27 protein-coding genes and 1 tRNA gene are annotated in these 24,289 nt (G+C 67.5%); 15 read left to right on the top strand and 13 right to left on the bottom strand.

The genetic code is table 11. From position 1 onward, the window contains the following. Window positions 1–46: 46 nt before the first annotated feature. The gene (locus B7P44_RS13775; protein WP_084905038.1) at window positions 47–718 is read left to right on the top strand and encodes a DUF2278 family protein; all 672 of its coding nucleotides are present in this window, start codon (window positions 47–49) and stop codon (window positions 716–718) included. A gap of 30 nt (window positions 719–748) precedes the next feature. Here B7P44_RS13775 and B7P44_RS13770 read toward each other — a convergent pair whose 3' ends face one another. The 3 genes from B7P44_RS13770 to B7P44_RS13760 form a co-directional block, all read right to left on the bottom strand. After that, entirely contained in the window at window positions 749–1,204 is a 456-nt protein-coding gene (locus B7P44_RS13770; protein ID WP_084905036.1) for a GNAT family acetyltransferase, read from the bottom strand. Between the two features lie 12 nt (window positions 1,205–1,216). Continuing rightward, the gene (locus B7P44_RS13765) at window positions 1,217–2,401 is read right to left on the bottom strand and encodes an acetylornithine transaminase (protein ID WP_084905034.1); all 1,185 of its coding nucleotides are present in this window, start codon (window positions 2,399–2,401) and stop codon (window positions 1,217–1,219) included. A gap of 295 nt (window positions 2,402–2,696) precedes the next feature. Then, a complete protein-coding gene (locus B7P44_RS13760; RefSeq protein WP_084905032.1) occupies window positions 2,697–3,728 on the bottom strand; it encodes a CDP-6-deoxy-delta-3,4-glucoseen reductase in 1,032 nt (343 codons plus the stop codon). Between the two features lie 105 nt (window positions 3,729–3,833). Between B7P44_RS13760 and B7P44_RS13755 the strand changes: the two genes are divergently transcribed. Next, window positions 3,834–4,874, top strand: a complete 1,041-nt coding sequence (locus B7P44_RS13755; RefSeq protein WP_084905030.1) for an NAD-dependent epimerase/dehydratase family protein — start codon at window positions 3,834–3,836, stop codon at window positions 4,872–4,874. On the opposite strand, the gene B7P44_RS13750 is transcribed toward B7P44_RS13755, so the two are convergent. After that, a complete protein-coding gene (locus B7P44_RS13750; RefSeq protein WP_084905028.1) occupies window positions 4,857–5,045 on the bottom strand; it encodes a hypothetical protein in 189 nt (62 codons plus the stop codon). The genes B7P44_RS13755 and B7P44_RS13750 overlap by 18 nt on opposite strands. A 106-nt stretch (window positions 5,046–5,151) precedes the next feature. Further along, the gene (locus B7P44_RS13745; protein WP_084905026.1) at window positions 5,152–5,868 is read right to left on the bottom strand and encodes a pseudouridine synthase; all 717 of its coding nucleotides are present in this window, start codon (window positions 5,866–5,868) and stop codon (window positions 5,152–5,154) included. Between the two features lie 124 nt (window positions 5,869–5,992). Here B7P44_RS13745 and copC point away from each other — a divergent pair, with 124 nt between their 5' ends. The 4 genes from copC (at window position 5,993) to B7P44_RS13725 (ending at window position 8,871) form a co-directional block, all read left to right on the top strand. Next, window positions 5,993–6,367 (top strand): copper homeostasis periplasmic binding protein CopC, encoded by a 375-nt coding sequence (gene copC, locus B7P44_RS13740; protein WP_084905024.1) that lies wholly within the window; start codon window positions 5,993–5,995, stop codon window positions 6,365–6,367. 53 nt (window positions 6,368–6,420) lie between these two features. Beyond that, on the top strand, window positions 6,421–6,918 hold the full coding sequence (locus B7P44_RS13735; protein WP_084905022.1) for a DinB family protein: 498 nt from the start codon (window positions 6,421–6,423) through the stop codon (window positions 6,916–6,918). 120 nt (window positions 6,919–7,038) lie between these two features. Beyond that, complete coding sequence (locus B7P44_RS13730) at window positions 7,039–7,812, top strand: SDR family oxidoreductase (RefSeq protein WP_084905020.1); 774 nt, start codon at window positions 7,039–7,041, stop codon at window positions 7,810–7,812. 138 nt (window positions 7,813–7,950) lie between these two features. Then, window positions 7,951–8,871 (top strand): LysR family transcriptional regulator, encoded by a 921-nt coding sequence (locus B7P44_RS13725; protein ID WP_084905019.1) that lies wholly within the window; start codon window positions 7,951–7,953, stop codon window positions 8,869–8,871. 34 nt (window positions 8,872–8,905) lie between these two features. Here B7P44_RS13725 and B7P44_RS37725 read toward each other — a convergent pair whose 3' ends face one another. The 4 genes from B7P44_RS37725 to B7P44_RS13710 form a co-directional block, all read right to left on the bottom strand. Continuing rightward, the gene (locus tag B7P44_RS37725; protein ID WP_265341368.1) at window positions 8,906–9,034 is read right to left on the bottom strand and encodes a hypothetical protein; all 129 of its coding nucleotides are present in this window, start codon (window positions 9,032–9,034) and stop codon (window positions 8,906–8,908) included. A 119-nt stretch (window positions 9,035–9,153) separates the two neighbouring features. Continuing rightward, window positions 9,154–10,527 (bottom strand): TAXI family TRAP transporter solute-binding subunit, encoded by a 1,374-nt coding sequence (locus B7P44_RS13720; RefSeq protein WP_084905017.1) that lies wholly within the window; start codon window positions 10,525–10,527, stop codon window positions 9,154–9,156. Window positions 10,528–10,782: 255 nt separating this feature from the next. Further along, a tRNA-Leu gene (locus tag B7P44_RS13715) sits at window positions 10,783–10,867 on the bottom strand. Between the two features lie 258 nt (window positions 10,868–11,125). Continuing rightward, window positions 11,126–12,067: a CysB family HTH-type transcriptional regulator gene (locus tag B7P44_RS13710; RefSeq protein ID WP_084905015.1), complete on the bottom strand. Its 942-nt coding sequence runs from the start codon at window positions 12,065–12,067 to the stop codon at window positions 11,126–11,128. A 215-nt stretch (window positions 12,068–12,282) separates the two neighbouring features. On the opposite strand from B7P44_RS13710, the gene B7P44_RS13705 reads away from it, so the two are divergent. From B7P44_RS13705 to cobA, 6 genes are all read left to right on the top strand, one after another. Further along, window positions 12,283–13,962 (top strand): nitrite/sulfite reductase, encoded by a 1,680-nt coding sequence (locus tag B7P44_RS13705; protein WP_084905013.1) that lies wholly within the window; start codon window positions 12,283–12,285, stop codon window positions 13,960–13,962. 25 nt (window positions 13,963–13,987) lie between these two features. Next, window positions 13,988–14,545, top strand: coding sequence for a DUF934 domain-containing protein (locus B7P44_RS13700; protein WP_084905011.1), 558 nt, complete (start codon window positions 13,988–13,990; stop codon window positions 14,543–14,545). Further along, the gene (locus B7P44_RS13695; protein WP_084905009.1) at window positions 14,542–15,291 is read left to right on the top strand and encodes a phosphoadenylyl-sulfate reductase; all 750 of its coding nucleotides are present in this window, start codon (window positions 14,542–14,544) and stop codon (window positions 15,289–15,291) included. Before B7P44_RS13700 ends, B7P44_RS13695 begins: the two co-directional genes overlap by 4 nt. A gap of 72 nt (window positions 15,292–15,363) precedes the next feature. Next, window positions 15,364–16,326: a sulfate adenylyltransferase subunit CysD gene (gene cysD / locus B7P44_RS13690; protein ID WP_084905008.1), complete on the top strand. Its 963-nt coding sequence runs from the start codon at window positions 15,364–15,366 to the stop codon at window positions 16,324–16,326. Window positions 16,327–16,348: 22 nt separating this feature from the next. Further along, on the top strand, window positions 16,349–17,665 hold the full coding sequence (locus tag B7P44_RS13685) for a sulfate adenylyltransferase subunit 1 (protein WP_084905006.1): 1,317 nt from the start codon (window positions 16,349–16,351) through the stop codon (window positions 17,663–17,665). Between the two features lie 83 nt (window positions 17,666–17,748). Beyond that, window positions 17,749–18,498, top strand: a complete 750-nt coding sequence (cobA, locus tag B7P44_RS13680) for a uroporphyrinogen-III C-methyltransferase (protein ID WP_084905004.1) — start codon at window positions 17,749–17,751, stop codon at window positions 18,496–18,498. Window positions 18,499–18,576: 78 nt separating this feature from the next. On the opposite strand, the gene B7P44_RS13675 is transcribed toward cobA, so the two are convergent. From B7P44_RS13675 to lptF, 3 genes are read right to left on the bottom strand one after another with little or no spacing between them, the layout of a single operon-like run. After that, window positions 18,577–18,963, bottom strand: a complete 387-nt coding sequence (locus B7P44_RS13675; RefSeq protein WP_084906676.1) for a sirohydrochlorin chelatase — start codon at window positions 18,961–18,963, stop codon at window positions 18,577–18,579. A 26-nt stretch (window positions 18,964–18,989) separates the two neighbouring features. Next, window positions 18,990–20,138 carry an LPS export ABC transporter permease LptG gene (lptG, locus tag B7P44_RS13670; RefSeq protein WP_084905002.1) on the bottom strand — a complete coding sequence of 383 codons (1,149 nt, stop codon included), beginning with the start codon at window positions 20,136–20,138 and terminating at the stop codon, window positions 18,990–18,992. Window positions 20,139–20,141: 3 nt separating this feature from the next. Further along, a complete protein-coding gene (gene lptF, locus B7P44_RS13665) occupies window positions 20,142–21,239 on the bottom strand; it encodes an LPS export ABC transporter permease LptF (protein ID WP_084905000.1) in 1,098 nt (365 codons plus the stop codon). A gap of 122 nt (window positions 21,240–21,361) precedes the next feature. Here lptF and B7P44_RS13660 point away from each other — a divergent pair, with 122 nt between their 5' ends. Genes B7P44_RS13660 through B7P44_RS13650 form a run of 3 tightly spaced genes read left to right on the top strand, consistent with a single transcriptional unit; the run spans window position 21,362 to window position 23,927 of the window. Beyond that, complete coding sequence (locus B7P44_RS13660) at window positions 21,362–22,873, top strand: leucyl aminopeptidase (RefSeq protein WP_084904998.1); 1,512 nt, start codon at window positions 21,362–21,364, stop codon at window positions 22,871–22,873. Window positions 22,874–22,907: 34 nt separating this feature from the next. Next, window positions 22,908–23,324 (top strand): DNA polymerase III subunit chi, encoded by a 417-nt coding sequence (locus B7P44_RS13655; protein ID WP_084906674.1) that lies wholly within the window; start codon window positions 22,908–22,910, stop codon window positions 23,322–23,324. A gap of 24 nt (window positions 23,325–23,348) precedes the next feature. Then, complete coding sequence (locus B7P44_RS13650) at window positions 23,349–23,927, top strand: DUF2486 family protein (protein WP_084904996.1); 579 nt, start codon at window positions 23,349–23,351, stop codon at window positions 23,925–23,927. Between the two features lie 14 nt (window positions 23,928–23,941). Here the strand turns inward: B7P44_RS13650 and B7P44_RS13645 are convergent, their stop codons facing one another. Further along, window positions 23,942–24,265 carry a c-type cytochrome gene (locus B7P44_RS13645; protein ID WP_084904994.1) on the bottom strand — a complete coding sequence of 108 codons (324 nt, stop codon included), beginning with the start codon at window positions 24,263–24,265 and terminating at the stop codon, window positions 23,942–23,944. Window positions 24,266–24,289: the final 24 nt, after the last annotated feature.

Raw genomic sequence — 24,289 nt, 5'->3', positions numbered from 1 at the left:
GCACGCGGCGTAGCATGGGCAGCCCATCGGCACACGGAGAACACGCATGAGCCTGGATTACGGATTCGTGAAGGCGAAGGTCAAGGCGGTGGCAGGGCTGAAGGCGTTGCCGCACGGCGGCGAGATCCAGTATCACATCCACCTGACGCTCGCGCTGCCGGATGGCGACTGGGACGTCGCGATCAACGTCGGCACCAACGACGCCGACGACCTGTTGAACTACAAGCTGGTCTACGACTTCCACCACCCGATCACGCAGACGCTCGCTGACGCCACGGAGGGCTTTGCCGATCTGACGGGGCAGGCCGCGCTGCCTGCGCTCGACTACCTGCGCAGCGACATCCTGAACGAGACCGGCGCGTGGCGCGCGAGCGACGTGATGGACGGCAGCGAGCACCCGGAGCCGATTCCGTCGCTGCTGCGGCTCGTCGATGCCGCGCAGTCGCAGGGGCTCGACGTGGTCGTGTTCGGCCGCACGTACGTCGAAGGCAACGGCATCCACGACACGCACATGAACCAGGGCTCGTCGGGCCCGCACTTCCTGCGTCGCGCGGGCGACGACCACAACGACCACAACGACATCTGGCAGGACGGCGCGCTGATCGTGCGCGTGAGCGCGACGCAGTGGGCCGCGTATTTCGCCGCGTTCGAGCAGCAGGCGGTGCCGACCGACGCGCTCGGCAATCCGCTGCCGGGCGCGGAGCCGATCACGCACTGACGCCGGCCGCCGACGCTGCCGGCGTGCGCGTCACGCCGCCGGCAGCGTCTTGCCGAACGAAATGCGCTCCTCGACGCGATAGCCGAGCGCCGCGTAGAAGCGGCACGCGTCGTCGTTGCCGGGCAGTACCTGCAGGTTGACCTTCAGGCAGCCGCGCGCGGCGAGCGCGGCTTCCGCATGGGCGATCAGCGCGCGGCCGACGCCGAGCCGGCGCGCATCGTGCGCGACGCCGAACGAGTACAGCCAGCCGCGATGCCCGTCGAAGCCCGCCATCAGCGTGCCCACGACGCGTGCGCCGCTGACCGCGACGAAGAACAGCTCCGGCTGCGTCGCGACCTTCAGCTCGATCGATCGCAGCGGATCGCGGTGCAGCGGCGCGCCGGCCTCGTCGTACTGCGGAAACGCGTCATGCCACACCGCGAGTACGGCATCGGTGTCGGCGCGCTCGAACGGGCGGATAGCGACTGCATCGGCGGCGGCATCCATCGCGCGGACTCCTCAGAGCGTGTCGAGAATCGACCGCAGCATCGCCATCATCTGGTCGATTTCCTCGGTCGTCACGTTCAGCGCGGGCATGAAGCGCAGCAGGTTCGGGCGCGCCGCGTTGAGCAGCAGGCCGTCCGGCTGCATCTCGCGCGCCTTCTCGACGATCTGCGGACCGATGTCCTTGCCGAGCAGCAGCGCGCGCAGCAGGCCCTCGCCGCGCTCGCCCTCGAAGCCGCGCTCATCCGACAGATCGAGCAGCTTGCGCTTCAGGTATTCGCTGCGCGCGCGCACGCCTTCGAGGAAGCCGGGCGCGACGAGCTGCGAGATCACCGAATAGCCTGCCGCCGTCATCAGCGGGTTGCCGTTGTAGGTGCCGCCCTGGTCGCCCGCCTCGAACACCGCGACCTCGGCCTTCGACAGCAGCGCCGCGAGCGGCACGCCGCTGCCGATGCCCTTGCCGAGCGTCATGATGTCCGGCTCGATGTCGGCGAGCTCGTACGCGAACAGCGTGCCCGCGCGGCCGCAGCCGCTCTGCACTTCGTCGACGATCAGCAGCAGGTTGTGCTGCTTCGTCAGCGCGCGCAGCGCGCGCATGAATTCGCGCGTCGCGGGGATCACCCCGCCTTCGCCCTGGATCGGCTCGAGCATCACCGCGACGGTCTTCCCGTTGATCAGCTTCTCGACCGACTCGATGTTGTTCAGCTCGGCCTTCGGGAAGCCCGGCACCTGCGGCGCGTACAGCGTGTCCCAGCCCGGCTTGCCGCTCGCCGACATCGTCGCGAGCGTGCGGCCGTGGAAGCCGTGGTCGAACGTGATGATCTCGTATGCGCCGTCCTTGAACTTGCGGCCCCACTTGCGCGCGAGCTTGATCGCGCCTTCGTTCGCTTCGGCGCCGCTGTTCGTGAAGAACACCTTGTCGAACGCGCTGTGCTGCGTGAGCAGGCCCGCGAGCTTCGCCATCGGCTCGTTGTAGAACGCCGGCGACGGGTTCAGCAGCGTTTCAGCCTGCGACTTGAGCGCCTCGACGACGCCGTCGTTGCAGTGGCCGAGGCTGTTGACCGCCCAGCCCTGGATGAAATCCAGATAACGCTTGCCGGTGTGATCGTAGATCCATGAACCCTTGCCGTGCGTGAACACGATGTCGGGGCGGGTCGTGATGTACATCAGCGAGTCGATCGGATAATCGTTCAGGGGCATGGCGGCAGACTCCTGCTGGCGGTCAAAGGGAAACAGGCAATAAAAAAAGCCACGGTAGATGCCGTGGCTGGGTGGTTCGAACAGCTTGTGCGTAACCGGTGAAGCGGGGTAGGGGTTACGCGCGAGTCCGTGACGAGCCGGCGGCATCCGGGCGGAGCGGCGAGCGGCGACGTCGGAGAGTGGACAGGAAGCGGTTCATGTGCGCAAGCATACGGCATCCCGCGTCCCACTGTAAACCGCCGCGATGCAACAAATGTGTCGCGGCGGTGTGCGGGGCGCGGGCGCCGGCCGGGGCTCAGACCGGATGCGCGAGATCGGCGGCGCTCGTGAACGAGTCCGCGTAGAACTCGTCCGCGGGCAGCCCGTGATGCTGCGTGAAGTCGCGCTGCGCGGACTCGACCATCACCGGCGCGCCGCACGCGTAGACCTGGTGCGCCGACAGGTCCGGCAGGTCCTCGATCACCGCGCGATGGACGAAGCCGGTGCGGCCGGCCCACTGGTCGGCGTCGTCCGGCTCGGACAGCACCGGCACGAACTTGAAGTTCGGGATCTCGCTCGCCCATTGCTCGGCGAGCTCGGCGAGGTAGATGTCCTTCTTGCGGCGCGCGCCCCAGTAGAGCGTCATCGGCCGCGTGATGCCCCGGTGCTTCACGTGCTCGATGATCGCCTTGATCGGCGCGAAGCCGGTGCCCGACGCGAGCAGCACGATCGGCTTGTCGGAATCCTCGCGCAGGAAGAACGTGCCGAGCGGGCCCTCGAAGCGCAGGATGTCGCGCTCCTTCATCGCGCCGAACACGTGGTCGGTGAACTTGCCGCCCGGCATGTGGCGGATGTGCAGCTCGACCGGGCCTTCCTCGTGCGGCGCGTTCGCCATCGAGTAGCTGCGGCGCGAGCCGTCCTTCAGGATGAATTCGATGTACTGGCCGGCGAGGTACTGCAGGCGCTCGTTCGCCGGCAGCTGCAGCTTCAGCACCATCACGTCGTCGGCCTTGCGCTCGAGCGCGGCGATGCGGCACGGCAGCTTCTTGACCTGCACCCCGTCGACGCCGGCGATCTCGCGCACGTCGATCTCGAGATCGCATTGCGCCTTCGAGCAGCACAGCAGCGCGAGGCCGCGGGTGCGCTCGTCGTTGGACAGCGCCGACGCGGCGTGCGGGCCCTGCTCGATCTGGCCCGACACGATCTGCCCCTTGCAGGAGCCGCACGCGCCGTTCTTGCAGCCGTACGGCAGATGGACGTTCTGGCGCAGCGCGGCCGCCAGCACGGTTTCGTCCGACTCGACCTGGAATTGCCGGCCGCTTTGCTTGAGAGTGACGTTGAATGCCATAGAACCAACTAGAACAAAATGTGGGGACCGTGCAGGTTGCGCACGGCAGCTACAATGCAAGCCGTTGCGCGTTGCGCAACGGTGGCTACTGATTTCGCAAACATCATGATCGCGACACGAATCCTGCGCCGTCCGCGCGTGCTGATCGTCGGCTGCGGCGACGTCGGCCTGCGCTGCATCGCGCAATGGCGCGCGCGGCGCGGCGACCGGCGGATCGTCGCGCTGACGAGCCATCCGGCCCGGCGTGACGAACTGCGCGCCGCGGGCGCGACGCCGATCGTCGGCGACCTCGACCGGCCGTTTACGCTGGCCCGCCTCGCGGGGCTTGCCCCGCGCACGATCCTGCATCTCGCGCCGCCACAGCCTGATGGCCGCGACGACCGGCGCACGCGTGCGCTCGTTGCTGCATTGACCGTGCCCGGGCGACGGCGGCTCGCGCAGCCCGCGCCGACATCCGGCAGGCTGCGGGCCGCGCGCGCGGCGCTCCAGCAGGCCGGCGCGCCCTTGCGGGCAGCGCGTATTGTACCCGACGGTCTTCGCGCGCCCACGCTCGTCTACGCGAGCACGACCGGCGTGTACGGCGACTGCGGCGGCGCGCGCATCGACGAAACGCATCCGCTCAATCCCGCCAATCCGCGTGCGTTGCGCCGCGTGTCGGCGGAGCGGCAACTGCGCGCCGCGACCGTGCGCGGCGAGCTGTCGGCGCGCATCGTCCGCATTCCCGGCATCTACGCGGCGAACCGGCTGCCGCTCGCCCGCCTCGAACGCGGCACGCCGGCGCTCGCGCCGGCCGACGACGTCTATACGAACCACATCCACGCCGACGACCTCGCGGCGATCCTGCTGCGCGCGGCCGCGCGCGGCAGGCCGTCGCGCGCCGTGCACGCGTCGGACGACAGCGAATTGCGGATGGGGGAGTATTTCGACCGGGTTGCGCAGGCGTTCGGCCTGCCGCCGCCACCGCGCGTGAGCCGCGCCGACGCCGAGCGTCTGCTGGAGCCGACGCTCCTGTCGTTCATGCGCGAGTCGCGGCGGCTGTCCAACGCACGGCTCAAGCGCGAATTGTGCGTGACGTTGCGGTATCCGACCGTAGACGATTTCCTTCAAACGCTCGCACCTGACGGCGCGTCAGGTCAGTGCGGGTAACGCCTCGATCAGCAGGAAGCACAGCAACGCGCCGATCAGCGCGCCGATCAGGTTCGGATGATATTTGTGCGTCGCGCGCATGAAGGCCAGCAACCCGCCGATCGCCAGCGAGCCGACCACGGCGAACGCAATCATCAGGTAGGACAGGTAGATCGAATTGGTCGTATGCATGATGTCTCCCCAGCATCGCTGCTCGTAACAGCTTGTAATTCGAGTATAGCGGGGGATCGGGCGGCTGCCGCGCGGCCGATCGTCGAACGGTCGTGCGGATTTTCCCTTACAGGGTTTTGACGGTATTGCGCAGCGACGCCAGGTCGGCTTCGCTCAACCAGCGCCAGGCGCCCGGCTCGAGGTCGGCCGGCAGCGCGAATCCGCCGATGCTTTCGCGGTGCAGCGCCTCCACGCGATTGCTCGCGGCCGCGACCATCCGTTTCACCTGATGATATTTGCCTTCGAGCACGGTCAGCGCGAGCACGTGCGCGTCGCGCGCGTCGGCCGCGACCGCGGCGATCGGCTTCGGCTCGCCGTGCAGCCGGACGCCCGTGCGCAGCGCGTGCAGCTGCGCGTCGTCGAGCGGGTGGCGTACGGTCGCGACGTAGGTCTTCGGCACCTTGCGCTTCGGCGACGTGTACGTGTGCACGAACTGGCCGTCGTCGGACAGCAGCAGCAGGCCGGTCGTGTCCTGGTCGAGGCGGCCGACGCACTGCACGCCGCGCGCGACGAGCGGCGGCGGCAACAGGCTGAACACGCTCGAATGATGCTGCGGATCGCGCGAGCACTCGTAGCCGGCCGGCTTGTTGAGCGCGAGGTACGCGCGCGCGTGGAACGGCCACGCGACGCCGTCGACCGAAAAGACCAGGCCGGCGGTGTCGAATTCGGCGTCGGGGTCGGTGCAGGGCGCGCCGGCAACCGCGACGCGCGCGGCCTCGACGAGGCCGCGGCACTGGCGGCGCGAGCCGAAGCCCTGGGTGAAGAGAATGCTTTCGAGATCCATAGCGCGCGCATTCTATCAAGCGGCGCCCGGTTCCCGGCACGACGGCGCGCGCGCTGGTAAGCTGCCGGAGCGCCGCGGGCGGCTTGCGCCCCCCGGCATCCGATCCTTCATCACGAACAAGAACATGACCTTCGATCTGCTCTCCCTGGGCCGCAAGGCGGCCGCCGTCGCACTCGCCGCGACCGTGTCGACCGCCGCGTTCGCGCATGCGCGGCCGGCGAAAACCGATCCGGCGGCCAACGCCGCGCTGGCCGCCGCGCCGACCGCCGTCGCGCTCGACTTCACCGAGCCGCTCGAGCCGGCCTTCAGCTCGATCATCGTGGTCGACGGCGCCGGCAAGACGGTGTCGGACGGCAAGGCGAACATCGACGCCGCGAACCGCAAGCGGATGACGGTGCCGCTGTCCGCGCTCGGGGCGGGCGGCTATACCGTCAAATGGGTGGCCGTCGCGACGGACGGGCACCGCACGCAAGGCACGTACCGCTTCAGCGTGAAATGACCGCGGTGGCGGGGCGACGGCCGCTGCCCCGCATTCGATACGGAGACGCTCGCATGAACCCGACGACGCTTGACGCACTCGCCGATTTTCCCCGGCTGCTCGAAGCCCATTACGCGGCGGTGCCCGACGGGTACGCACGCTGGACGCCCGGCGACTGGGAGGGCATTCCGAGCGAACGGTTTTCGCCGCTCGGGCAGCTTTGCCATGTGCGGGACATCGAGATCGACGGGTATCACGTGCGCTTGCGCCGGATGCTCGAAGAAGATCGGCCGCTGCTCGTGTCGCTCGACAGCGATGCGCTCGCGGTCGAGCGGCGCTACGACGATGCCGGCGCGTCCGACGTGCTCGCCGCGTTTCGCGACGCCCGGCGCCGGACGGTCGACATCGTGTCGCGCCTCACGCCGGCCCAACTGGCCCGCACCGGCGAATTCGACGGCTACGGCGCGTTGACGGTGCGCGGGCTCGTCCATTACCTGTGCAGCCACGATCAGCAGCACCTGGCCGGGATGCAGTGGCTGCTCGGCAGGATCGACGCCGAGCGGCACGCGTGATGTGATCGACGTCGCCGGATTGGCTTGAATTTCTGGACAATCCATCCAGCCTCGACCGGCTGACCGGCGCCGCGGACCTGCCTACACTCGGAGCTTCGTTCAACGAGAAAGGAGTCAACCGTGGCCACTCACACGCTAGCAGACAAGGTCGTCCTGATCGCGGGCGGCGCCAAGAACCTCGGTGGGTTGATCGCGCGGGACCTGGCGGGCCACGGCGCGAAGGCGGTGGCGATCCATTACAACAGCGCGGCGACGCAGCCGCAGGCCGAGGAAACGGCCGCCGCGGTGCGGGCGGCGGGCGCCGACGCCGCAACGTTCCAGGCCGACCTGACGACGGCCGGCGCGGTCGAGCAGCTGTTCGACGCGGTGAAGCAGCGCTTCGGCAGGATCGACATCGCGATCAACACCGTCGGCAAGGTGCTGAAGAAGCCGATCACCGAGATCACCGAAGCCGAATACGACGAGATGTTCGCGGTCAACAGCAAGTCGGCGTTCTTCTTCATCAAGGAAGCGGGGCGGCATCTCGAGGATCACGGCAAGCTCGTCACGCTCGTGACGTCGCTGCTCGGCGCGTTCACGCCGTTCTACGCCGCTTACGAGGGCGCGAAGGCACCGGTCGAGCACTTCACGCGCGCGGCGGCGAAGGAGTACGGCGCGCGCGGGATTTCGGTGACGGCCGTCGGGCCGGGCCCGATGGACACGCCGTTCTTCTATCCGGCCGAAGGCGCCGACGCGGTTGCGTACCACAAGACGGCGGCCGCGCTGTCGCCGTTCAGCAAGACCGGCCTGACCGACGTCGAGGACGTCGTGCCGTTCATCCGCCACCTCGTGACCGACGGCTGGTGGATCACGGGCCAGACGATCCTGATCAACGGCGGCTATACGACCAAGTAATCGGCCGGGGGGGAGCCGCGCACCGCAATGGCCGGTTTGCGTGGACAATGGACAGGCGCGCGGGCATCACGGCCGCGCGCCTTTTTCGCATCCGGCACGCCGGACGACGGCGGCAGTTCGAACCTACGCTTCTTGCCGATGGACAAGCTGGACCAGGTCAGGATCTTCCTTCAGGTTGCCGAGATGGGCAGCTTCATCAAGGCGGCGCGTGCGCTCGACGTGCCGCGCGCGACCGTGTCGGCGGCCGTCCAGCAGCTCGAGGCGGGCCTCGGCACGCGGCTGCTGCATCGCACGACGCGGCAGGTGCAGCTGACCGCCGACGGCGCGCTGCTGCTCGAGCGCGGCCGGCGCCTGCTCGCCGAGGCCGACGAGCTCGACCGCCTGTTTCACGGCCGCGACCGGGACGTGGTCGGGCGGCTCAACGTCGACGTGCCGAGCCGGATCGCGCGCCGCGTGATCGCGCCCGCGCTGCCGTCGCTGTTCCGGCGTCATCCGAAGCTGCAGCTGGCGCTCGGCTCCACCGACCGCTCCATTGACCTCGTGCAGGAGGGCGTCGACTGCGCGATCCGGGTCGGGCGGCTCGCGGACAGCAGCCTCGTCGTGCGGTCGCTCGGGCAATTCGTGCTGATCAACTGCGCGAGCCCCGGCTACCTGCGCGAATGCGGCGTGCCCGAGCATCCCGATGCGCTCGCGCACGGGTACCATGCGGTCGGCTACGCATCGCCGACGACGGGGCGCGAGCTGCCGTGGGAAGTGTGCGAGCACGGCGCGACGCGTCAGTTCGCACTGCCGAGCCGCGTGATCGTCAACAACGCGGAGACCTACATCGCAAGCTGCATCGCGGGGATGGGACTGATCCAGATTCCGCGCTTCGACGTCGCGCATCTGCTTGCCGGCGGTGCGCTCGTCGAGGTGATGCCGGGCCACCGGGCCGCGCCGATGGATGTGTCGGCGGTGTATCCGCACCGCCGGCACCGGTCGCGCCGGCTCAATGCGTTCGTCGATTGGTTCGCGGAGTTGATGGGCGATGCGCTGGAGGAGCGGGCGCACGGCGGCTGACCGGCGTAATGCGGCAGGCGCGTGCGCCGCGCGCTCATTCGGTGCGATGCGGGACGTTGTCCGGGAACGGATACGGGGCGTGCGGGCCCGGCCAGTCCGGCACGGGAGGCTGGCTCAGGATGTCGCAGCCGTACAGCGCGAACCAGAGCGCGGATGCCAGCATACCCGCGCAGATCCGTTTCGAAGTTGCTCGCAGGGACATAGGCCGCCTCCGTGCTGCGTTGTGCCTGTTGCTTGGACTATCGGGCAAGCCGGTGCGTTGCGCTGCGAGCGCCTGGGACGTCACTGTCTTTCAGTGCCGCGCGCAGTGGCAGCGGAGGAGGGGCGTTTGATTTCGGTGGAAATGTGCTCTCTTACGACGCCGATCGCCTGCTTGAGCGCGTACAGGTCCCGAAAATAGCGCTTCGGCATTCGCATCTGACTGGCGTGCGCATCGATGTCATCGATTTCCTGGTTCCAGCGCGCGATCTGCTCGCGGCTTGGCTGCCGGTCGGCCCAGATTTCGTCATCCAGCAGTTTGAGCTCCCCGTAGCAGATCAGCAGCCGCTTCTTCAAATGCGCCTCCACCATGCGTGGCAATGCCTGCAACAGGGCAAGGAGCAACGCCGCGAAAGGAACCAGGACGAGCAGGCGTCGTTCGATAAAGCTGGCCAGCCAGAATGGCAGGTAGCGCTGCAGGAAGGGGCGGCCGGACTTGAAGTAGCGCGTGCTTTCGTCCGCAATCGGAAATTCCTCGGTATTCAGGTTGGGGAACGTGCCGATCGGCGTGAAGTAGTCCTCGTGGCCGTGGACCACTTTGGCGACCTCAAGCAGCAGATAGACGAAGGCAGGATGCAGCGTGTCTTTCGCGACGAGCAGCGCCGTGGCGGCCAGCAGGGTGACGTCTGCCTGCGGCCGATCGTCGGCGACGCTGGTCGAGGCGCGCGGATAGACGATCTTGGACAGGGATGGAAACTTCTGCGCGAGGGCGTCTGCCTGCGCGAAACTCATGAGCTTCAGGTCGCTGTTGAGCAAGGTCTGCTGCATCGGGGCGTCGGGTCGGCCGATGAAAAAAGCGGCATCCAGCTCCCCGTGCTCGAGGCGCCGATAGGCGGTGGCCGCATCCACTTGATCGAGGGTCGTATTGTCCCGAGTGATGCCGCTATAGCCGAGCAGGACAAGGGAGACATTGAGCAGTCCGCTGCCGGGCACACCGATGCCCACCCGTTTGCCGCGCAGTTGCGACAACCGGTTGACAGTCGTGGCGCCGCGATAGAACACCCAGATCGGCTCGTACGAGACGGCCGCGATGGTCTGCAGGTGATCCATCTCCTTCGGCGTCGTCGTGCCCGATTGAATGAAACCCACTTCGTACTCGCTGTCGGGCTTCGTCAACCGCTCGTAATTTTCGATCGAGCCGGACGAGCTGCGGATATCGAGCGTGATGCCGTCGCGCTTGAGGATCGCGGCGTAGCGATCCGCGAAGCCGCGATAGATGCCGTTGTCAGCGCCCGTTGTAATGACGATCGTATGGCGCAACGCAGGCTGGATGACGCCGACGAGCACCCATCCCAGCCCGGCCAGGATCAATGCAGTACCGGCCACGACGAGGTACCGGCGTACCGGCGACGCGGGCGGTTTCTCGTGCCGGCGCAGCGCTCCGTGATCTCTGGGCATCGTTGGGTCTTCTCTCGTCGGGCCTCGCGTGGGCCGCCTGGCCAACGTCAGAGGTCTTGAGGTTGATCGTGACGGTTTTCTTGCGCTGCGGCGCCGGACATGCCGGGCGCGCTCGCGCGGACGACGGTTCTTCAGGATGAAGGTGCGCGGGCCCAGGCGTTGCTTCGCAGGACGGCAACTACCGCTGAAATTACCACAGAAACGCGTGCTGGAAGGCTGGGAAGCCTTGGCTGATAAGGCTTTGAAGGGATTTGATGGTGCCCAGGGCCGGAATCGAACCGGCACGCCTTGCGGCGGGGGATTTTGAGTCCCCTGCGTCTACCAATTTCACCACCTGGGCTTTTCCGGACCGCGTATGCAATTGCTCGCGGCGAAAACGCAAATTATCGCTGAAAACTCGGCACCGGGCAAGCAGCCCGGTCGCCGGCCACGGGCCGACATAGAGACGAACGCGCCGTGCCGGACGATCCCCATCATGCTCGCGCGCTGGTCGAGCTCGACGTGATCCTTGTCGCAGACAAAACCCCTCGTTCCGAAAAACGACGGGTTCGTCGGCAATCCGGGGGCGCAGCGTGCGCCCCCTGTCGCGATACGCCGCTCAAAGCTCGTACGATTCGGCTTCGCCCTTGAGCGCCTGCTCGATCAGCTTGCGGTTCAGCGTCGGCGACAGCAGCTCGACGAGCGTATATACATAGCTGCGCAGGTACGCGCCCTGCTTGAGCGCGACGCGCGTGACGTTGCTGCCGAACAGGTGGCCAACCGGAATCAGCCGCAGATTGCGGTCGCGCTCCGGGTTGAACGCGATGTCGGCCATGATCCCGACGCCGAGGCCGAGCTCGACGTAGGTCTTGATCACGTCGGCGTCGATCGCCTCGAGCACGATGTCCGGCGACAGCCCGCGCAGCGCGAACGCATGGTTGATCTTCTTGCGGCCGGCGAACGCGTCGTCGTAGGTGATCAGCGGGAACTGCGCGAGATCGTCGAGCGTCGGCGTCTTGCGCTCCAGCAGCGGGTGATCGACGGGCACCACGGCCGCGTGATGCCACTGGAAGCAGGGCAGCGACACGAGTTCCTTGTAGTCGGCGATCGCCTCGGTCGCGATCGCGAGGTCGGCCTGGTCGTGGATCACCATCTCGGCGACCTGCGTCGGGCTGCCCTGCAGGATCGACAGGTGCACCTTCGGGAAGCGCTTCTTGAATTCGGCGATCGCGGCCGGCAGCGAGTAGCGGGCCTGCGTGTGGGTCGCCGCGATCGTCAGGTTGCCCTGGTCCTGCGCGGCGTAATCCTTTCCGACCCTTTTCAGGCTTTCAACCTCCTGGAGGATCCGCTCGACCGACGCGAGAATGATCCGCCCCGGTTCGGTGAGCGACCGCACGCGCTTGCCGTGCCGCGTGAAGATCTCGACGCCCAGCTCGTCTTCCAGCTCGATGATCGCCTTCGAGACCCCCGGCTGCGACGTGTACAGCGCCTTGGCGGCCTCGGTGAGGTTGAAATTCTGCCGGACGGCCTCGCGCACGAAGCGAAATTGGTGCAGGTTCATTTATAACCCTTCCGCATATCAACAGAATTTTTTAGTCGTTTGAAATATAAGGGGAGTTTATTACGATTCACCGGAGTTTTTCAAATATGGATATCTGTTTTCGTCATTAGCAATCCACCGGCCCGCGGATGGCCGGGCGCGGCGGCGAAACGGAGATTCGGGCGCGACGTGGCTAGGACGTCGCGCAGTCAACACGAAAACCCTGGGGTCCCCGAATGTATCAGTACGACCAGTACGACCAGACGATCGTCGACGAGCGTGTCGCGCAGTACCGCGATCAGGTGCGCCGCCGCTTGTCGGGCGAGTTGAGCGAAGACGAGTTCCGCCCGCTGCGCCTGCAGAACGGCCTGTACATGCAGCGTCACGCATACATGCACCGCATCGCGATTCCGTACGGCAACCTGCGCAGCGACCAGCTGCGGATGCTGGCGCGCATCGCGCGCGAGCACGACCGCGGCTACGGCCACTTCTCGACCCGCTCGAACATCCAGTTCAACTGGGTCCAGCTGGAAGACACGCCCGAGATCCTCGCGAAGCTCGCGTCGGTGCAGATGCACGCGATCCAGACCTCGGGCAACTGCATCCGCAACATCACGGCCGACCAGTTCGCGGGCGTCGCGCAGGACGAGGAGATCGATCCGCGTCCGTGGTCGGAAATCCTCCGCCAGTGGTCGACGTTCCACCCCGAATTCGCCTGGCTGCCGCGCAAGTTCAAGATCGCGGTGTCGGGCTCGCAGGCCGACCGCGCGGCCGTGCAGATCCACGACCTCGGCGTGTACCTGAAGAAGAACGCGCAGGGCGAAGTGGTCGCGAGCATCCTCGCGGGCGGCGGCCTCGGCCGCACGCCGATCGTCGGCGCGGTAATTCGCGAAGACCTACCGTGGCAGCATCTCTTGACCTACTGCGAAGCCGTGCTGCGCGTGTACAACCGCTACGGCCGCCGCGACAACCTGTACAAGGCCCGCATCAAGATTCTCGTGAAGGCGCTGTCGCCGGCGAAGTTCGCGCAGCAGGTCGAGGAAGAGTGGCAGCACCTGAAGGACGGCCCGTCGACGCTCACGCAGGCGGAGCTCGACCGCGTGTCGCAGTATTTCAAGCCGCCGGTCTACGAAAAGCTCGCCGACACCGACGCGTCGTTCGAGCAGCACCTGCTCGAGAACAAGGCGTTCGCGCGCTGGGTCGAGCGCAACGTCGCGCCGCACAAGGTGCCGGGCTATGCAGCCGTCACGCTGTCGCTGAAGAACCATCGCGTCGCGCCGGGTGACGCGACCGATGCGCAGATGGAACAGGTTGCCGACTGGGCGGACGCCTACTCGTACGGCGAGCTGCGCGTGTCGCACGAGCAGAACCTGATCCTCGCGAACGTGAAGAAGCGCGACCTGTTCGCCGTGTGGGAAAAGGCGAAGGCGGCCGGTTTCGCGACGCCGAACATCGGCCTGCTGACCGACATCATCGCGTGCCCGGGCGGCGACTTCTGCTCGCTCGCGAATGCGAAGTCGATCCCGATCGCGCTGGCCATCCAGCAGCGCTTCGACGATCTCGACTACGTGTACGACCTCGGCGACCTGTCGCTGAACATTTCCGGTTGCATGAACTCGTGCGGCCACCACCACGTCGGCAACATCGGCATCCTCGGCGTCGACAAGGACGGCGCCGAGTGGTACCAGGTGTCGCTCGGCGGCGAGCAGGGCACGGGCCACAACGGCGCGCGCCTCGGCCGCGTGATCGGCCCGTCGTTCTCGGCGGAGGAAGTGCCGGACGTGATCGCGAAGCTGATCGACACGTTCGTCGAGTCGCGCGCCGACGGCGAGCGCTTCATCGACACGTATGATCGCATCGGCATCGCGCCGTTCAAGGAGCGCGTCTACGCGGCGCGCCAGACGGTGAACGCGTAACCAACCGGGTAGAAGGAATTTGCAGATGGCTTCGATTATCAAGAACCGCGCAGTGCTCGACGACGCATGGCAGGTCGTGCGCGCGGCGGAAGACGGCGCGCTGCCCGCGGTCGACGCGTTGCCGGCCGGCAAGGTGCTGGTGCCGTTCTCGCTGTGGCAGGCCGAGCGCGCGGCGCTCGTTGCCGCGAAGACGAAGGACGAGCTCGGCGTGTGGCTCGCGCCGGACAGCGAGCCGGCGGATCTCGCCGCCGACTTCGACGCGATCGCGCTGATCGGCGTCGAATTCCCGCGCTTCGCGGACGGCCGCGGCTACAGCATCGCGCGCCTGTTGCGCGAGCGCCATGGCTGGACCGGCGAGCTGCGCGCGATCGGCGACGTGCTGCGCGACCAGCTGCTGTACATGTCGCGCTGCGGCTTCGATGCGTTCGCGGTGCGCGCGGACAAGGACATCCATGACGCGCTGAACGCGTTCGGCGAATTCTCGCAGCGCTACCAGGGCGCGTTCGACGAGCCCGCGCCGCTGTTCCGCCGCCGTGAAGCGGCCGCCGACGTAGCGACGCCCGCTGCAAAGGTGAACGCATGAGCGACGCCAACGCCACCGCGCTGACGCCGGAACTCGCCGCGAAGGTCGAGCGGCTCGACGCGCTGCTCGCGCAGATCGCCGCGCGCCATCCGAACGTGAAGTTCGCAAGCAGCCTTGCGGCGGAAGACATGCTCGTCACGCACGCGATCCTGTCGAAGGGCGTGTCGGTCGGCATCTTCTCGCTGAACACGGGCCGCCTGCACGCGGAGACGCTCGGGATGATCGACCGCGTGCGCGAACGCTACGGCTACGAGATCGAGCAGTTCCACCCGCAGCAGGACGCGGTCGACCAGTACGTCGCCGACCACGGGCTGAACGCGTTCTACGAGAGCGTCGAGCTGCGCAAGGCGTGCTGCCACATCCGCAAGGTCGAGCCGCTGAACCGCGCGCTCTCCGACGTCGATGCGTGGGTCACCGGCCAGCGCCGCGAGCAGTCGGTCACGCGCGCGGAGCTGCACGAGGAAGAGCGCGACGACGCGCGCGGCATCGCGAAGTACAACCCGCTCGCCGACTGGACGGAGAGCGAAGTGTGGGCGTACCTGAAGGCGTTCGACGTGCCGGTCAATCCGCTGCATGCGCGCGGCTACCCGAGCATCGGCTGCGAGCCCTGTACGCGGGCGATCCGCCCCGGCGAGGACAGCCGGGCTGGCCGCTGGTGGTGGGAGTCGCGCGATTCGAAGGAATGCGGGCTGCACATCACGATCACGCCGATTCCCGCGACGTCCGACGCAAGCGCCGCGCACTGAACGACACAAGACCGAATATTGCGCCGCCCGCGAAAGCGGGCGGCACGAACCCAGAAGAGAAGGACTGAAACCATGAGCACGACGCTCGAGCAATCCGCCTTTGCCCCGCCCACCGGCGACAGCAGCCGCATGGGCCACCTCGACTGGCTCGAAGCCGAGTCGATCCACATCCTGCGCGAGCTGGTCGCCGAGTGCAGCAAGCCGGCGCTGCTGTTCTCGGGCGGCAAGGATTCGGTCGTCGTGCTGCATCTCGCGCTGAAGGCGTTCGGCCTCGGCGCGAACCGCAACACGTCGCTGCCGTTCCCGCTCGTGCACATCGACACCGGCCACAACTATGACGAAGTGATCGACTTCCGCGACCGCCGCGCGAAGGAGATCGGCGCCGAGCTGGTCGTCGGCCACGTCGAGGACTCGATCAGGCGCGGCACCGTCGTGCTGCGCCGCGAGACCGATTCGCGCAACGCCGCGCAGGCCGTCACGCTGCTCGAGACGATCGAGCAGCACGGCTACACCGCGCTGATCGGCGGCGCGCGCCGCGACGAGGAGAAGGCCCGCGCGAAGGAGCGCATCTTCTCGTTCCGCGACGAGTTCGGCCAGTGGGACCCGAAGGCGCAGCGCCCGGAACTGTGGAGCCTGTACAACGCGCGCCTGCACAACGGCGAGCACCTGCGCGTGTTCCCGATCTCGAACTGGACCGAGCTCGACGTGTGGCAGTACATCGCCCGCGAGAACCTCGAGCTGCCGTCGATCTACTACGCGCACGAGCGCGAGATCGTGCGCCGCAACGGGCTGCTCGTGCCGGTCACGCCGCTTACGCCGATGCGTGAAGGCGAGACGAGCGAACTCGCGCAGGTGCGCTTCCGCACGGTGGGCGACATCAGCTGCACGTGCCCGGTCGAGAGCGACGCGGACGACGTCGAGAAGATCATCGCCGAGACGGCGGTGACCGAGATCACCGAGCGCGGCGCGACCCGGATGGACGACCAGACCTCCGAAGCCGCGATGGAACAGCGCAAGAAGCAAGGTTATTTCTGAAGCACACGAGGACATTCACATCATGAGCATCATCGAGAACAACGAAGACCTCGGCGTGCTGCGCTTCATCACCGCGGGCAGCGTCGACGACGGCAAGAGCACGCTGATCGGCCGCCTGCTGTACGACAGCAAGGCCGTGCTGTCCGACCAGCTGTCCGCGCTGTCGCGCGCGAAGAACAAGCGCACGGTCGGCGACGAGCTTGACCTCGCGCTCTTGACCGACGGCCTCGAAGCCGAGCGCGAGCAGGGCATCACGATCGACGTCGCGTACCGTTATTTCGCGACCGCGAAGCGCAAGTTCATCATCGCGGACACGCCGGGCCACGAGCAGTACACGCGCAACATGGTGACGGGCGCGTCGACGGCGCACGCGGCGATCATCCTGATCGACGCGACGCGCGTGACGGTGGAGAACGGCGTCGCCGAGCTGCTGCCGCAGACCAAGCGCCACAGCGCGATCGTCAAGCTGCTCGCGCTGCAGCACGTGATCGTCGCGATCAACAAGATGGACCTCGTCGACTACAGCGAAGCGCGCTTCAACGAGATCCGCGACGCGTACGTCACGCTCGCGCAGCAGCTCGGCCTGGCCGGCGTGCGCTTCGTGCCGGTGTCGGCGCTCAAGGGCGACAACATCGTCGGCGCGAGCGAGCGCATGCCGTGGTACGCGGGCGAGCCGCTGCTCGACGTGCTCGAGTCGCTGCCGGTCGAGACGCAGGCGCATGACGCGCTGCGCTTCCCGGTGCAGTGGGTTGCGCGCCAGGACGGCAGCTCGGCCGACGATTTCCGCGGCTACATGGGCCGCATCGAGTCGGGCGAGGTGAAGGTGGGCGACGAGATCGTCGTGCTGCCGTCGAACCGCCGCGCGACGGTCGCGGAGATCATCGCGCCGGTGCCGGGCGGCACCGCGGCCGTCGAACAGGCGTTCGCGGGCCAGGCGGTGACGATCCGAGTCGCGGAAGACGTCGACGTGTCGCGCGGCGACATGTTCGTGGCGACGGGCGAGGCGGTCGCGCCGGCGAAGAAGCTCGAGGCGGACCTGTGCTGGTTCGACGAGGCGCCGCTGTCGCCGCAGCGCAAGTACCTGCTGAAGCAGACCACGAGCACGGTGTTCGCGAAGATCGGCGCGGTCAGGCAGGTGCTCGACGTGCACACGCTGTCGCACGCGACCGACCGTCACGAGCTGAAGATGAACGATATCGGCCGCGTCGCGCTGACGCTGCAGAAGCCGATCGTGTGCGACACGTACGACGCGCATCCGGGCACGGGCGCGTTCGTGCTGATCGACGAGACGACGCATCACACGGTCGCCGCGGGCATGATCCGGGCGTTCTCGGCGTAATCGGTAAACTGCGCGGCGAACCGCGCCGCCACTCGGGCGGCGCGGGCCGATGCCGACGCACGCGGACAAGCGAAGCGACAAATATGGGCAAGGTATATCTGATCGGAGCCGGGCCGGGCGCGGCGGACCTCATCACGGTGCGCGGCGCGCGGCTGCTCGCCGAGGCCGACGTCGTGCTGCACGACGCGCTCGTCGAGCCCGCGATGCTCGACTACGCGCCGAACGCGCGCCGGATCGCAGTCGGCAAGCGCTGCGGGCAACGCTCGACCGCGCAGCAGTTCATCAACAAGCAGATCGTCGATGCGGCGCGCGAGCATGCGTGCGTCGTGCGGCTGAAGGGCGGCGACCCGATGCTGTTCGGCCGCGCGGATGAGGAAATGCGCGCGCTCGAAGCGGCGGGCATCGACTACGAGATCGTGCCGGGGATCACCGCGGCGCTGGCCGGCGCGGCGACGCTGAAGCGCTCGCTGACGCTGCGCGGCGTCGCGCGCAGCGTCGCGTTCGCGACGCACAGCCGTGCACCGGGCAGCGACGAGATCCGCGAAGCGGCGCGCGCCGATTCGATCGTCTACTACATGGGCCGCGACAGCGCGCCGGGCATCGCGCAGGAACTGATCGACGCGGGCCGCGCGCCTGCCACGCCGGTCGCGATCGTCGAGGCGTGCAGCACTACGCGCGAGCGCACGCTGACGCTGACGCTCGCCGAGATGGCGGCGGGCGCGGCGCAGGCGTGGCTCGATCCGGCGCAGCCGAGCCTGCTGATGATCGGCGACGCGTTTGCCGAGCGCGGGGCGTCCGCGAAGCAAGCCGGCGGGATGCGCGACGCGGCCTGAGCGGAGCAGGGCGTCGGAAATAAAAAAGCGCTGGCTTTCACAAGCCAGCGCTTTTTTCTCGTGCGGTTCGCGCAGCGCTTACGCGCCGTCGTCCAGCTGATCGAGGCAATAGCGCGCGATCGCGTCGAGCACGCCGTCGTCCTCGCCCACTGCGGTCGCGCAGCGGATCTCGACGCCGGGATGCGCGGCGCGGCATGCATCGACGAGCTGCGGCAGGTCGCCCCGGATGTGGCCGCCTTGGCCGAAGAACACCGGCACCACGGTGACGCGCGTGCAGCCGGCCGCCACTTGTGCGGCGACCGCGGTGTCGAGCGATGGCGTCATCAGCTCGAGGAACGCGAGCGACACGGAAGAAGCGGGCGCGCCGCGTGCGGCGCGCAGCCGCGCGGCGAGCCGCTCGAACGGCTCCGCCCAGCGCGGATCGCGGGCGCCGTGAGCGAACAGGACGATGCCGTGCGAACCCATGTCGAACTCCGTCGCGAAGCCGGCGCTCAGTGCCGGTCGACCCATTTGAGCGCGAACAGGCCGAGCCCCAGGTAGAGCAGGCCGGGGAGCGCCGCCGTCAGCGGCGCGGGCCATGTGTTCAGCGTGCCGATGTGCGAGAACAGCGTGTTGAGCAGCTGGAAGCTCATGCCGAGCATGATGCCGCCGAACACCTTCACGCCGACCACGCCCGCGCGCGTATGCAGGTACGCGAACGGCAGCGACAGCACCAGCATCACGAACACCGCGAACGGATACAGCAGCTTGCGCCACAGCGCGATGTCGTAGCGCTGCGTGTCCTGCTGGTTCTCCTTCAGGTGCTGGATGTAGCGGAACAGGTTGATCAGCGACATCCGTTCCGGCGACACGAGCAGCACCGACAGGATCTGCGGCGTCAGGTCCGAGCGCAGCCGGAACTCGGGCAGCGTGACCTGCTGTGACCGGTACACGGGGTTCAGCGCATCGGCGGGCTGGCCGCTGATCGGCTTGATCGGCGTGAGCTCGGTCTCGGTTACGCCTGTCAGCAGCCAGTGGCCGGGCGCCTCGTAGCGGCCCGTCTGCGCGATGCGCACGTTCTGCAGCTGGAATTTCGAGTCGAATTCGTAGATTCGCACGTTGCTGATCGTCGAATCCGGCGACAGGCTGCCGACGTTGACGAAGCGCGTGACCTGCTCGCCGTTGTCGCGCGCGGCGAGCGTGTCCTTCACCCACACGCCGGACTGGAAGTTCGACGACACCGACGCGCCGAGCGCCTGCAGTCGCACGCGCTCGGACAGCTGGTCGGCGTAGGGGCCGACGAACTCGCCGATCAGGTAGGTGACGATCACGAGCGGCACGCCGATTTTCAGCAGCGAGCGCAGCGCCTGGTTGGTCGCGAGGCCCGATACGCGGAAGATCGTGAATTCCGAGTTCGCGGCCATTTGCGCGAACACGTAGATCGCGCTGATCAGCGCGGCGACCGGGATGATCTCGTAGAAGCGCGACGGCGTCTGCAGCGCGACGCGCAGCACCGCGTAACCGAACTTGTAGTTGCCGTGCCCGACCGAGTTCAGCTCGCTGATCAGGTCGAAGAAGAAGAACAGGCCCGAGAACGCGAACAGGATGAAGACGAACGTGACGTAGATTTGCCGCGCGAAGTACTTTTCAAAGATCCGCATCGATCATGCTCCCGTCGAGCGGCTGAACAGCGCGCGTGTAAACAGCGGGCGGTTGCGCACCCGCAGCCAGAAGATGACGCCGACGATCGCCGCAACGATCACGTGCAGGCCGACGAGGCCGACACCGAACGACAGCTTGCCCTGCTCGATCTGCGCCTGCACGACGTTCAGCAGGTTCGAATAGGTCAGGTAGATCAGCACGGCCATCACGAGGTTGATCGTGCGGCTGCGGCGCGGGTTCTGGTACGCGAGCGGGATGCCGAGCACCATCAGGTTGATCGCGATCAGCGGCAGCCCCGCGCGCCACGCGAATTCCGCGAGCTTTTCGCGCGTCGGGTCGCGCAGCAGTTCGAGCGTCGGCGTGCTGTTGGTCGTCTGCACGTTGACGACCGGCTTGCTCGTGATCTTCACACCGTAGCGCTCGAACTCCATGATCTTGAAGTTCGGCTGGCCGGGCGAGCCGTCGTAGCGGCGGCCGTCCTCGAGCACGACGAAGCGGTCGCCGTTCTTCGTGGTTTCGGTATGGCCCGTCTGCGACACGACGACGTTGACCTTGCCGTTCTCGGTCGACGTGACGAACACGTTCTGCACCTTGCTCTGGTCTGGCGTCATCTTCTCGATGAAGAACACGCGGTGGCTCGCCGCCGATTCGCGGAACTGGCCGGGCGCGAGCAGCGAGATTTCGTCGCGCTGCTGGAAGCGCGCCTTGATCATCTTGCTCTGCTGGTTCGACCACGGCCAGCCGACGAACGCGAAGAACGCGATCAGCAGGATGATCGGCGTCGCGAACACGCCGATCGGCTTGATGAGGCGGGTCAGGCTCACGCCGGACGCGAGCCAGACGACCATTTCGGAGTCCCGGTACCACCGGGTCAGCACGAACAGGATCGATACGAACAGCGTGACGACGAGCATCACGGCGAGGTAGCCGATCACGGTGAGGCCGATCAGCACGAGCACGTCCTTCGGATCGATTTCGCCGGACGCGGCATAGCCGACGATGCGGATCATCATCGTCGTGAGCATGATCGTGAGCAGCACCATGAACACGGCGCCAGCCGTATACGCAAGCTCGCGCTGGAGGGAGCGTTCGAAGATCATTCTTGAAGAGAAGAGGGCGGGACGCTGCGCACGCGTGGGCAGGCGCTCGCGCCGCCACGGGAAAAATAGCGGATAATTGCGGCTTTCATCCTTAGCCCAGATTTTATCCGAGGACAAGCGCGATGGACTTTAGCATAAAAGGCTGTGATTGGAGCAAGGGCGAGTCGAAGGGGTTCCTGACCGGCAAGTCGGACTGCATCGTGCTCGGCATCTTCGAGGCGCAGACGCTGTCGGGCGCCGCGCTCGACATCGACACGGCCACCAAGGGGCTGATCTCGCGCGTCGTGAAGGCCGGCGACATGGACGGCAAGCGCGGCAAGACGCTGTTCCTGCACGAGGTGCAAGGCATCGGCGCGTCGCGCGTGCTGCTGGTCGGCCTCGGCAAGCAGGATGCTTTCAATCAGAAAGCCTATAACGACGCGGTCACCGCCGCATGGCGCGCGCTGCTCGCGACCAAGGTCGTTCAGGTCACCTTCACGCTGGCCCAGCTGCCGGTCGACGAGCGCGGCTCCGACTGGGGCGTGCGCGCGGCGATCCTCGCGCTGCGCAACGAGACCTACCGCTTCACGCAGATGAAGAGCAAGCCGGAGCCGGCGTCGCATGCGCTCAAGCGCATCGTGTTCAGCGTCGATCCGGCCGACGAGAAGACCGCGAAGGTCGCGGTCAAGCAGGCCGTCGCGCTCGCGAACGGGATGGATCTGACCCGCGATCTCGGCAACCTGCCGGGCAACGTCTGCACGCCGACCTATCTCGCGAACACCGCGAAGCAGCTCGCGAAGGACTGGGGCCTGAAGGCCGAGGTGCTCGGGCTCAAGCAGGTCCAGGCGCTCAAGATGGGCTCGTTCCTGTCGGTCGCGCGCGCGTCGGTCGAGCCGGCGCAGTTCATCGTGCTGCACTACCAGGGCGCCGCGGCGAAGGCCAAGCCGGTCGTGCTGGTCGGCAAGGGCATCACGTTCGACACGGGCGGCATCTCGCTGAAGCCGGGCGAGGGCATGGACGAGATGAAGTACGACATGTGCGGCGCGGGCTCGGTGCTCGGCACGATCCGCGCGGTCGCCGAGATGGGCCTGAAGATCAACGTCGTCGCGATCGTCCCGACCTGCGAGAACATGCCGGGCGGCAACGCGACCAAGCCGGGCGACATCGTCACCAGCATGAAGGGGCTGACGATCGAGGTGCTGAACACCGACGCCGAGGGCCGCCTGATCCTGTGCGACGCACTGACCTACGCGGAGCGCTTCAAGCCGGCCGCGGTGATCGACGTCGCGACGCTGACGGGCGCCTGCGTGATCGCGCTCGGCGGCCACAACAGCGGCCTGTTCTCGAAGGACGACGCGCTCGCGGGCGAACTGCTCGACGCGTCGCGCGAGGCGAACGATCCGGCATGGCGCATGCCGCTCGACGACGAATACCAGGACCAGCTGAAGTCGAACTTCGCGGATCTCGCGAACATCGGCGGGCGTCCGGCCGGCGCCGTGACGGCCGCGTGCTTCCTGTCGCGCTTCACCGACAGCTACCCGTGGGCGCACCTCGACATCGCGGGCACCGCGTGGAAGGGCGGCGCGGCGAAGGGCGCGTCCGGCCGTCCGGTGCCGCTGCTCACGCAGTTCCTGATCGACCGCGCCGGCCAGTGATGGCACAGTGGTCGACACTGCGGGTGTGCGGGCGATGACGCGGATCGATTTCCACTCGAACGTCGGCGATTCGCTCGCTTACGCGTGCCGGTTGCTGCGCAAGGCCTACCAGGCGGGGCAGCCGGTCGTCGTGCTCGCGGAGCCCGCGCGCCTGCGGGCGCTCGACGAGCAGCTCTGGACGTTCTCGCCGCTCGATTTCATCCCGCATTGCGGGATCGACAGCCAGCACGCGGCCGACACGCCGATCGTGCTGGCCGCCGATCTCGACAAGGCGCCGCATCACCAGGTGCTGCTGAATCTCGGCGCGGCGGTGCCGGCGCAGTTCGCGCGCTTCGAGCGGCTGCTCGAGGTGGTCGGCAACGAGCCGGCCGAACTGGCCGCGGGCCGCGAGCGCTACCGCTTCTATCGCGATCGCGGCTATGCGCTGAACAACTACAAGCAGGGCAGCTAGCCCGGCAGTCGACGGAGTATCACCGTGGGACAAGCCGAAACCTCCTCCATCCCGATGCTGACGGACGTGCTGGTGCCGGGCCATCCGGCGCCCGCGCGCCGGCCTGAGGCCGGGTTGCCGCAGGACGACGTGGCGATTCCGGTGCTTACCGACGTGATCGCGCCGGGCAAGCCGGCCGTGGCGACGCCGGAGGGTGCGGCGGAGACGGCCGAAGAGGCCGAAGCGGCCGCGCCTGCTGAAATCGAAGCCGACCCCGCGACGGTCGTGGTCCAGCCGGTGCCGACGCCCGAGGTGCCGGTCGTCGAGCTGGCGCCGGTCCAGCGGGAGGCGGATGCGCCCGGGATGGCTGCGGTATCGTTGACGCCGGAAGACGCGCAGCATATTGCCGAGCGATTGCGCGATCGTCTGACGAATTATCTGACCGGGGAAGGGCGGGAAGCGATCGAGGCGCGCTGCCGCGACGCGCTGCACGACCATACGGCGTGGCTCGTCAGCCAGATCACGCGCGAAGTGGCGCTGGCGCTCGAGACCGAAGTGATGGATTGGGTGCGGGACGCGGTCGACGACGAGATCGCGCGCCGCCGCACCGGACATGCGGGCTAAGGGGCCTGCGCGCCTTATTTCAGCGACATCACCCAGTTGGCCAGTGCGTGCGCTTCGGCGCCCGTCAGCTGGGTATTGGCGGGCATCGGTACACCGCCCCACACGCCGACGCTGCCCTTCACGATCGTCTGCGCGAGGTAGTCGCTCGCATCGCCGCGCGGCGCGTACTTGCTCGCGATATCGTGGAATGACGGGCCCATCAGCGGCTTGCTGACCGCATGGCAGGCCATGCAGTTCTTGCGCTGCGCGAGCGCGAGGCCGTCCGCCTCAGCGGCGCGCACAGCCGTGCCACCGAGCAGCAGGGCCAGGAGCGTCGTGCGCAAAATCATCTGTTTCATGCCGTTCTCCGCCGGCAGGCACCG

Source organism: Burkholderia ubonensis subsp. mesacidophila (genome assembly GCF_002097715.1).
Classification (GTDB): domain Bacteria; phylum Pseudomonadota; class Gammaproteobacteria; order Burkholderiales; family Burkholderiaceae; genus Burkholderia; species Burkholderia mesacidophila.
The sequence above is the reverse complement of the archived record's forward strand: the minus strand, read 5'-3'. Positions and strand labels throughout refer to the sequence as shown.

Bases quoted from the DNA above. Each gene is read 5' to 3' on its own strand.
- B7P44_RS13710 (WP_084905015.1), bottom strand. From the start codon at position 12,067: ATGAACCTGCACCAATTTCGCTTCGTGCGCGAGGCCGTCCGGCAGAAT.
- B7P44_RS13775 (WP_084905038.1), top strand. From the start codon at position 47: ATGAGCCTGGATTACGGATTCGTGAAGGCGAAGGTCAAGGCGGTGGCA.
- B7P44_RS13760 (WP_084905032.1), bottom strand. From the start codon at position 3,728: ATGGCATTCAACGTCACTCTCAAGCAAAGCGGCCGGCAATTCCAGGTC.
- B7P44_RS13675 (WP_084906676.1), bottom strand. From the start codon at position 18,963: ATGGGTTCGCACGGCATCGTCCTGTTCGCTCACGGCGCCCGCGATCCG.
- B7P44_RS13750 (WP_084905028.1), bottom strand. From the start codon at position 5,045: ATGCATACGACCAATTCGATCTACCTGTCCTACCTGATGATTGCGTTC.
- B7P44_RS13655 (WP_084906674.1), top strand. From the start codon at position 22,908: ATGACGCGGATCGATTTCCACTCGAACGTCGGCGATTCGCTCGCTTAC.
- lptG (WP_084905002.1), bottom strand. From the start codon at position 20,138: ATGCGGATCTTTGAAAAGTACTTCGCGCGGCAAATCTACGTCACGTTC.
- B7P44_RS13700 (WP_084905011.1), top strand. From the start codon at position 13,988: ATGGCTTCGATTATCAAGAACCGCGCAGTGCTCGACGACGCATGGCAG.
- B7P44_RS13770 (WP_084905036.1), bottom strand. From the start codon at position 1,204: ATGGATGCCGCCGCCGATGCAGTCGCTATCCGCCCGTTCGAGCGCGCC.
- B7P44_RS13755 (WP_084905030.1), top strand. From the start codon at position 3,834: ATGATCGCGACACGAATCCTGCGCCGTCCGCGCGTGCTGATCGTCGGC.
- B7P44_RS13660 (WP_084904998.1), top strand. From the start codon at position 21,362: ATGGACTTTAGCATAAAAGGCTGTGATTGGAGCAAGGGCGAGTCGAAG.
- B7P44_RS13735 (WP_084905022.1), top strand. From the start codon at position 6,421: ATGAACCCGACGACGCTTGACGCACTCGCCGATTTTCCCCGGCTGCTC.
- B7P44_RS13720 (WP_084905017.1), bottom strand. From the start codon at position 10,527: ATGCCCAGAGATCACGGAGCGCTGCGCCGGCACGAGAAACCGCCCGCG.
- B7P44_RS13725 (WP_084905019.1), top strand. From the start codon at position 7,951: ATGGACAAGCTGGACCAGGTCAGGATCTTCCTTCAGGTTGCCGAGATG.
- cobA (WP_084905004.1), top strand. From the start codon at position 17,749: ATGGGCAAGGTATATCTGATCGGAGCCGGGCCGGGCGCGGCGGACCTC.
- B7P44_RS37725 (WP_265341368.1), bottom strand. From the start codon at position 9,034: ATGCTGGCATCCGCGCTCTGGTTCGCGCTGTACGGCTGCGACATCCTG.
- B7P44_RS13745 (WP_084905026.1), bottom strand. From the start codon at position 5,868: ATGGATCTCGAAAGCATTCTCTTCACCCAGGGCTTCGGCTCGCGCCGC.
- copC (WP_084905024.1), top strand. From the start codon at position 5,993: ATGACCTTCGATCTGCTCTCCCTGGGCCGCAAGGCGGCCGCCGTCGCA.
- cysD (WP_084905008.1), top strand. From the start codon at position 15,364: ATGAGCACGACGCTCGAGCAATCCGCCTTTGCCCCGCCCACCGGCGAC.
- B7P44_RS13765 (WP_084905034.1), bottom strand. From the start codon at position 2,401: ATGCCCCTGAACGATTATCCGATCGACTCGCTGATGTACATCACGACC.
- B7P44_RS13645 (WP_084904994.1), bottom strand. From the start codon at position 24,265: ATGAAACAGATGATTTTGCGCACGACGCTCCTGGCCCTGCTGCTCGGT.
- lptF (WP_084905000.1), bottom strand. From the start codon at position 21,239: ATGATCTTCGAACGCTCCCTCCAGCGCGAGCTTGCGTATACGGCTGGC.
- B7P44_RS13685 (WP_084905006.1), top strand. From the start codon at position 16,349: ATGAGCATCATCGAGAACAACGAAGACCTCGGCGTGCTGCGCTTCATC.
- B7P44_RS13705 (WP_084905013.1), top strand. From the start codon at position 12,283: ATGTATCAGTACGACCAGTACGACCAGACGATCGTCGACGAGCGTGTC.
- B7P44_RS13695 (WP_084905009.1), top strand. From the start codon at position 14,542: ATGAGCGACGCCAACGCCACCGCGCTGACGCCGGAACTCGCCGCGAAG.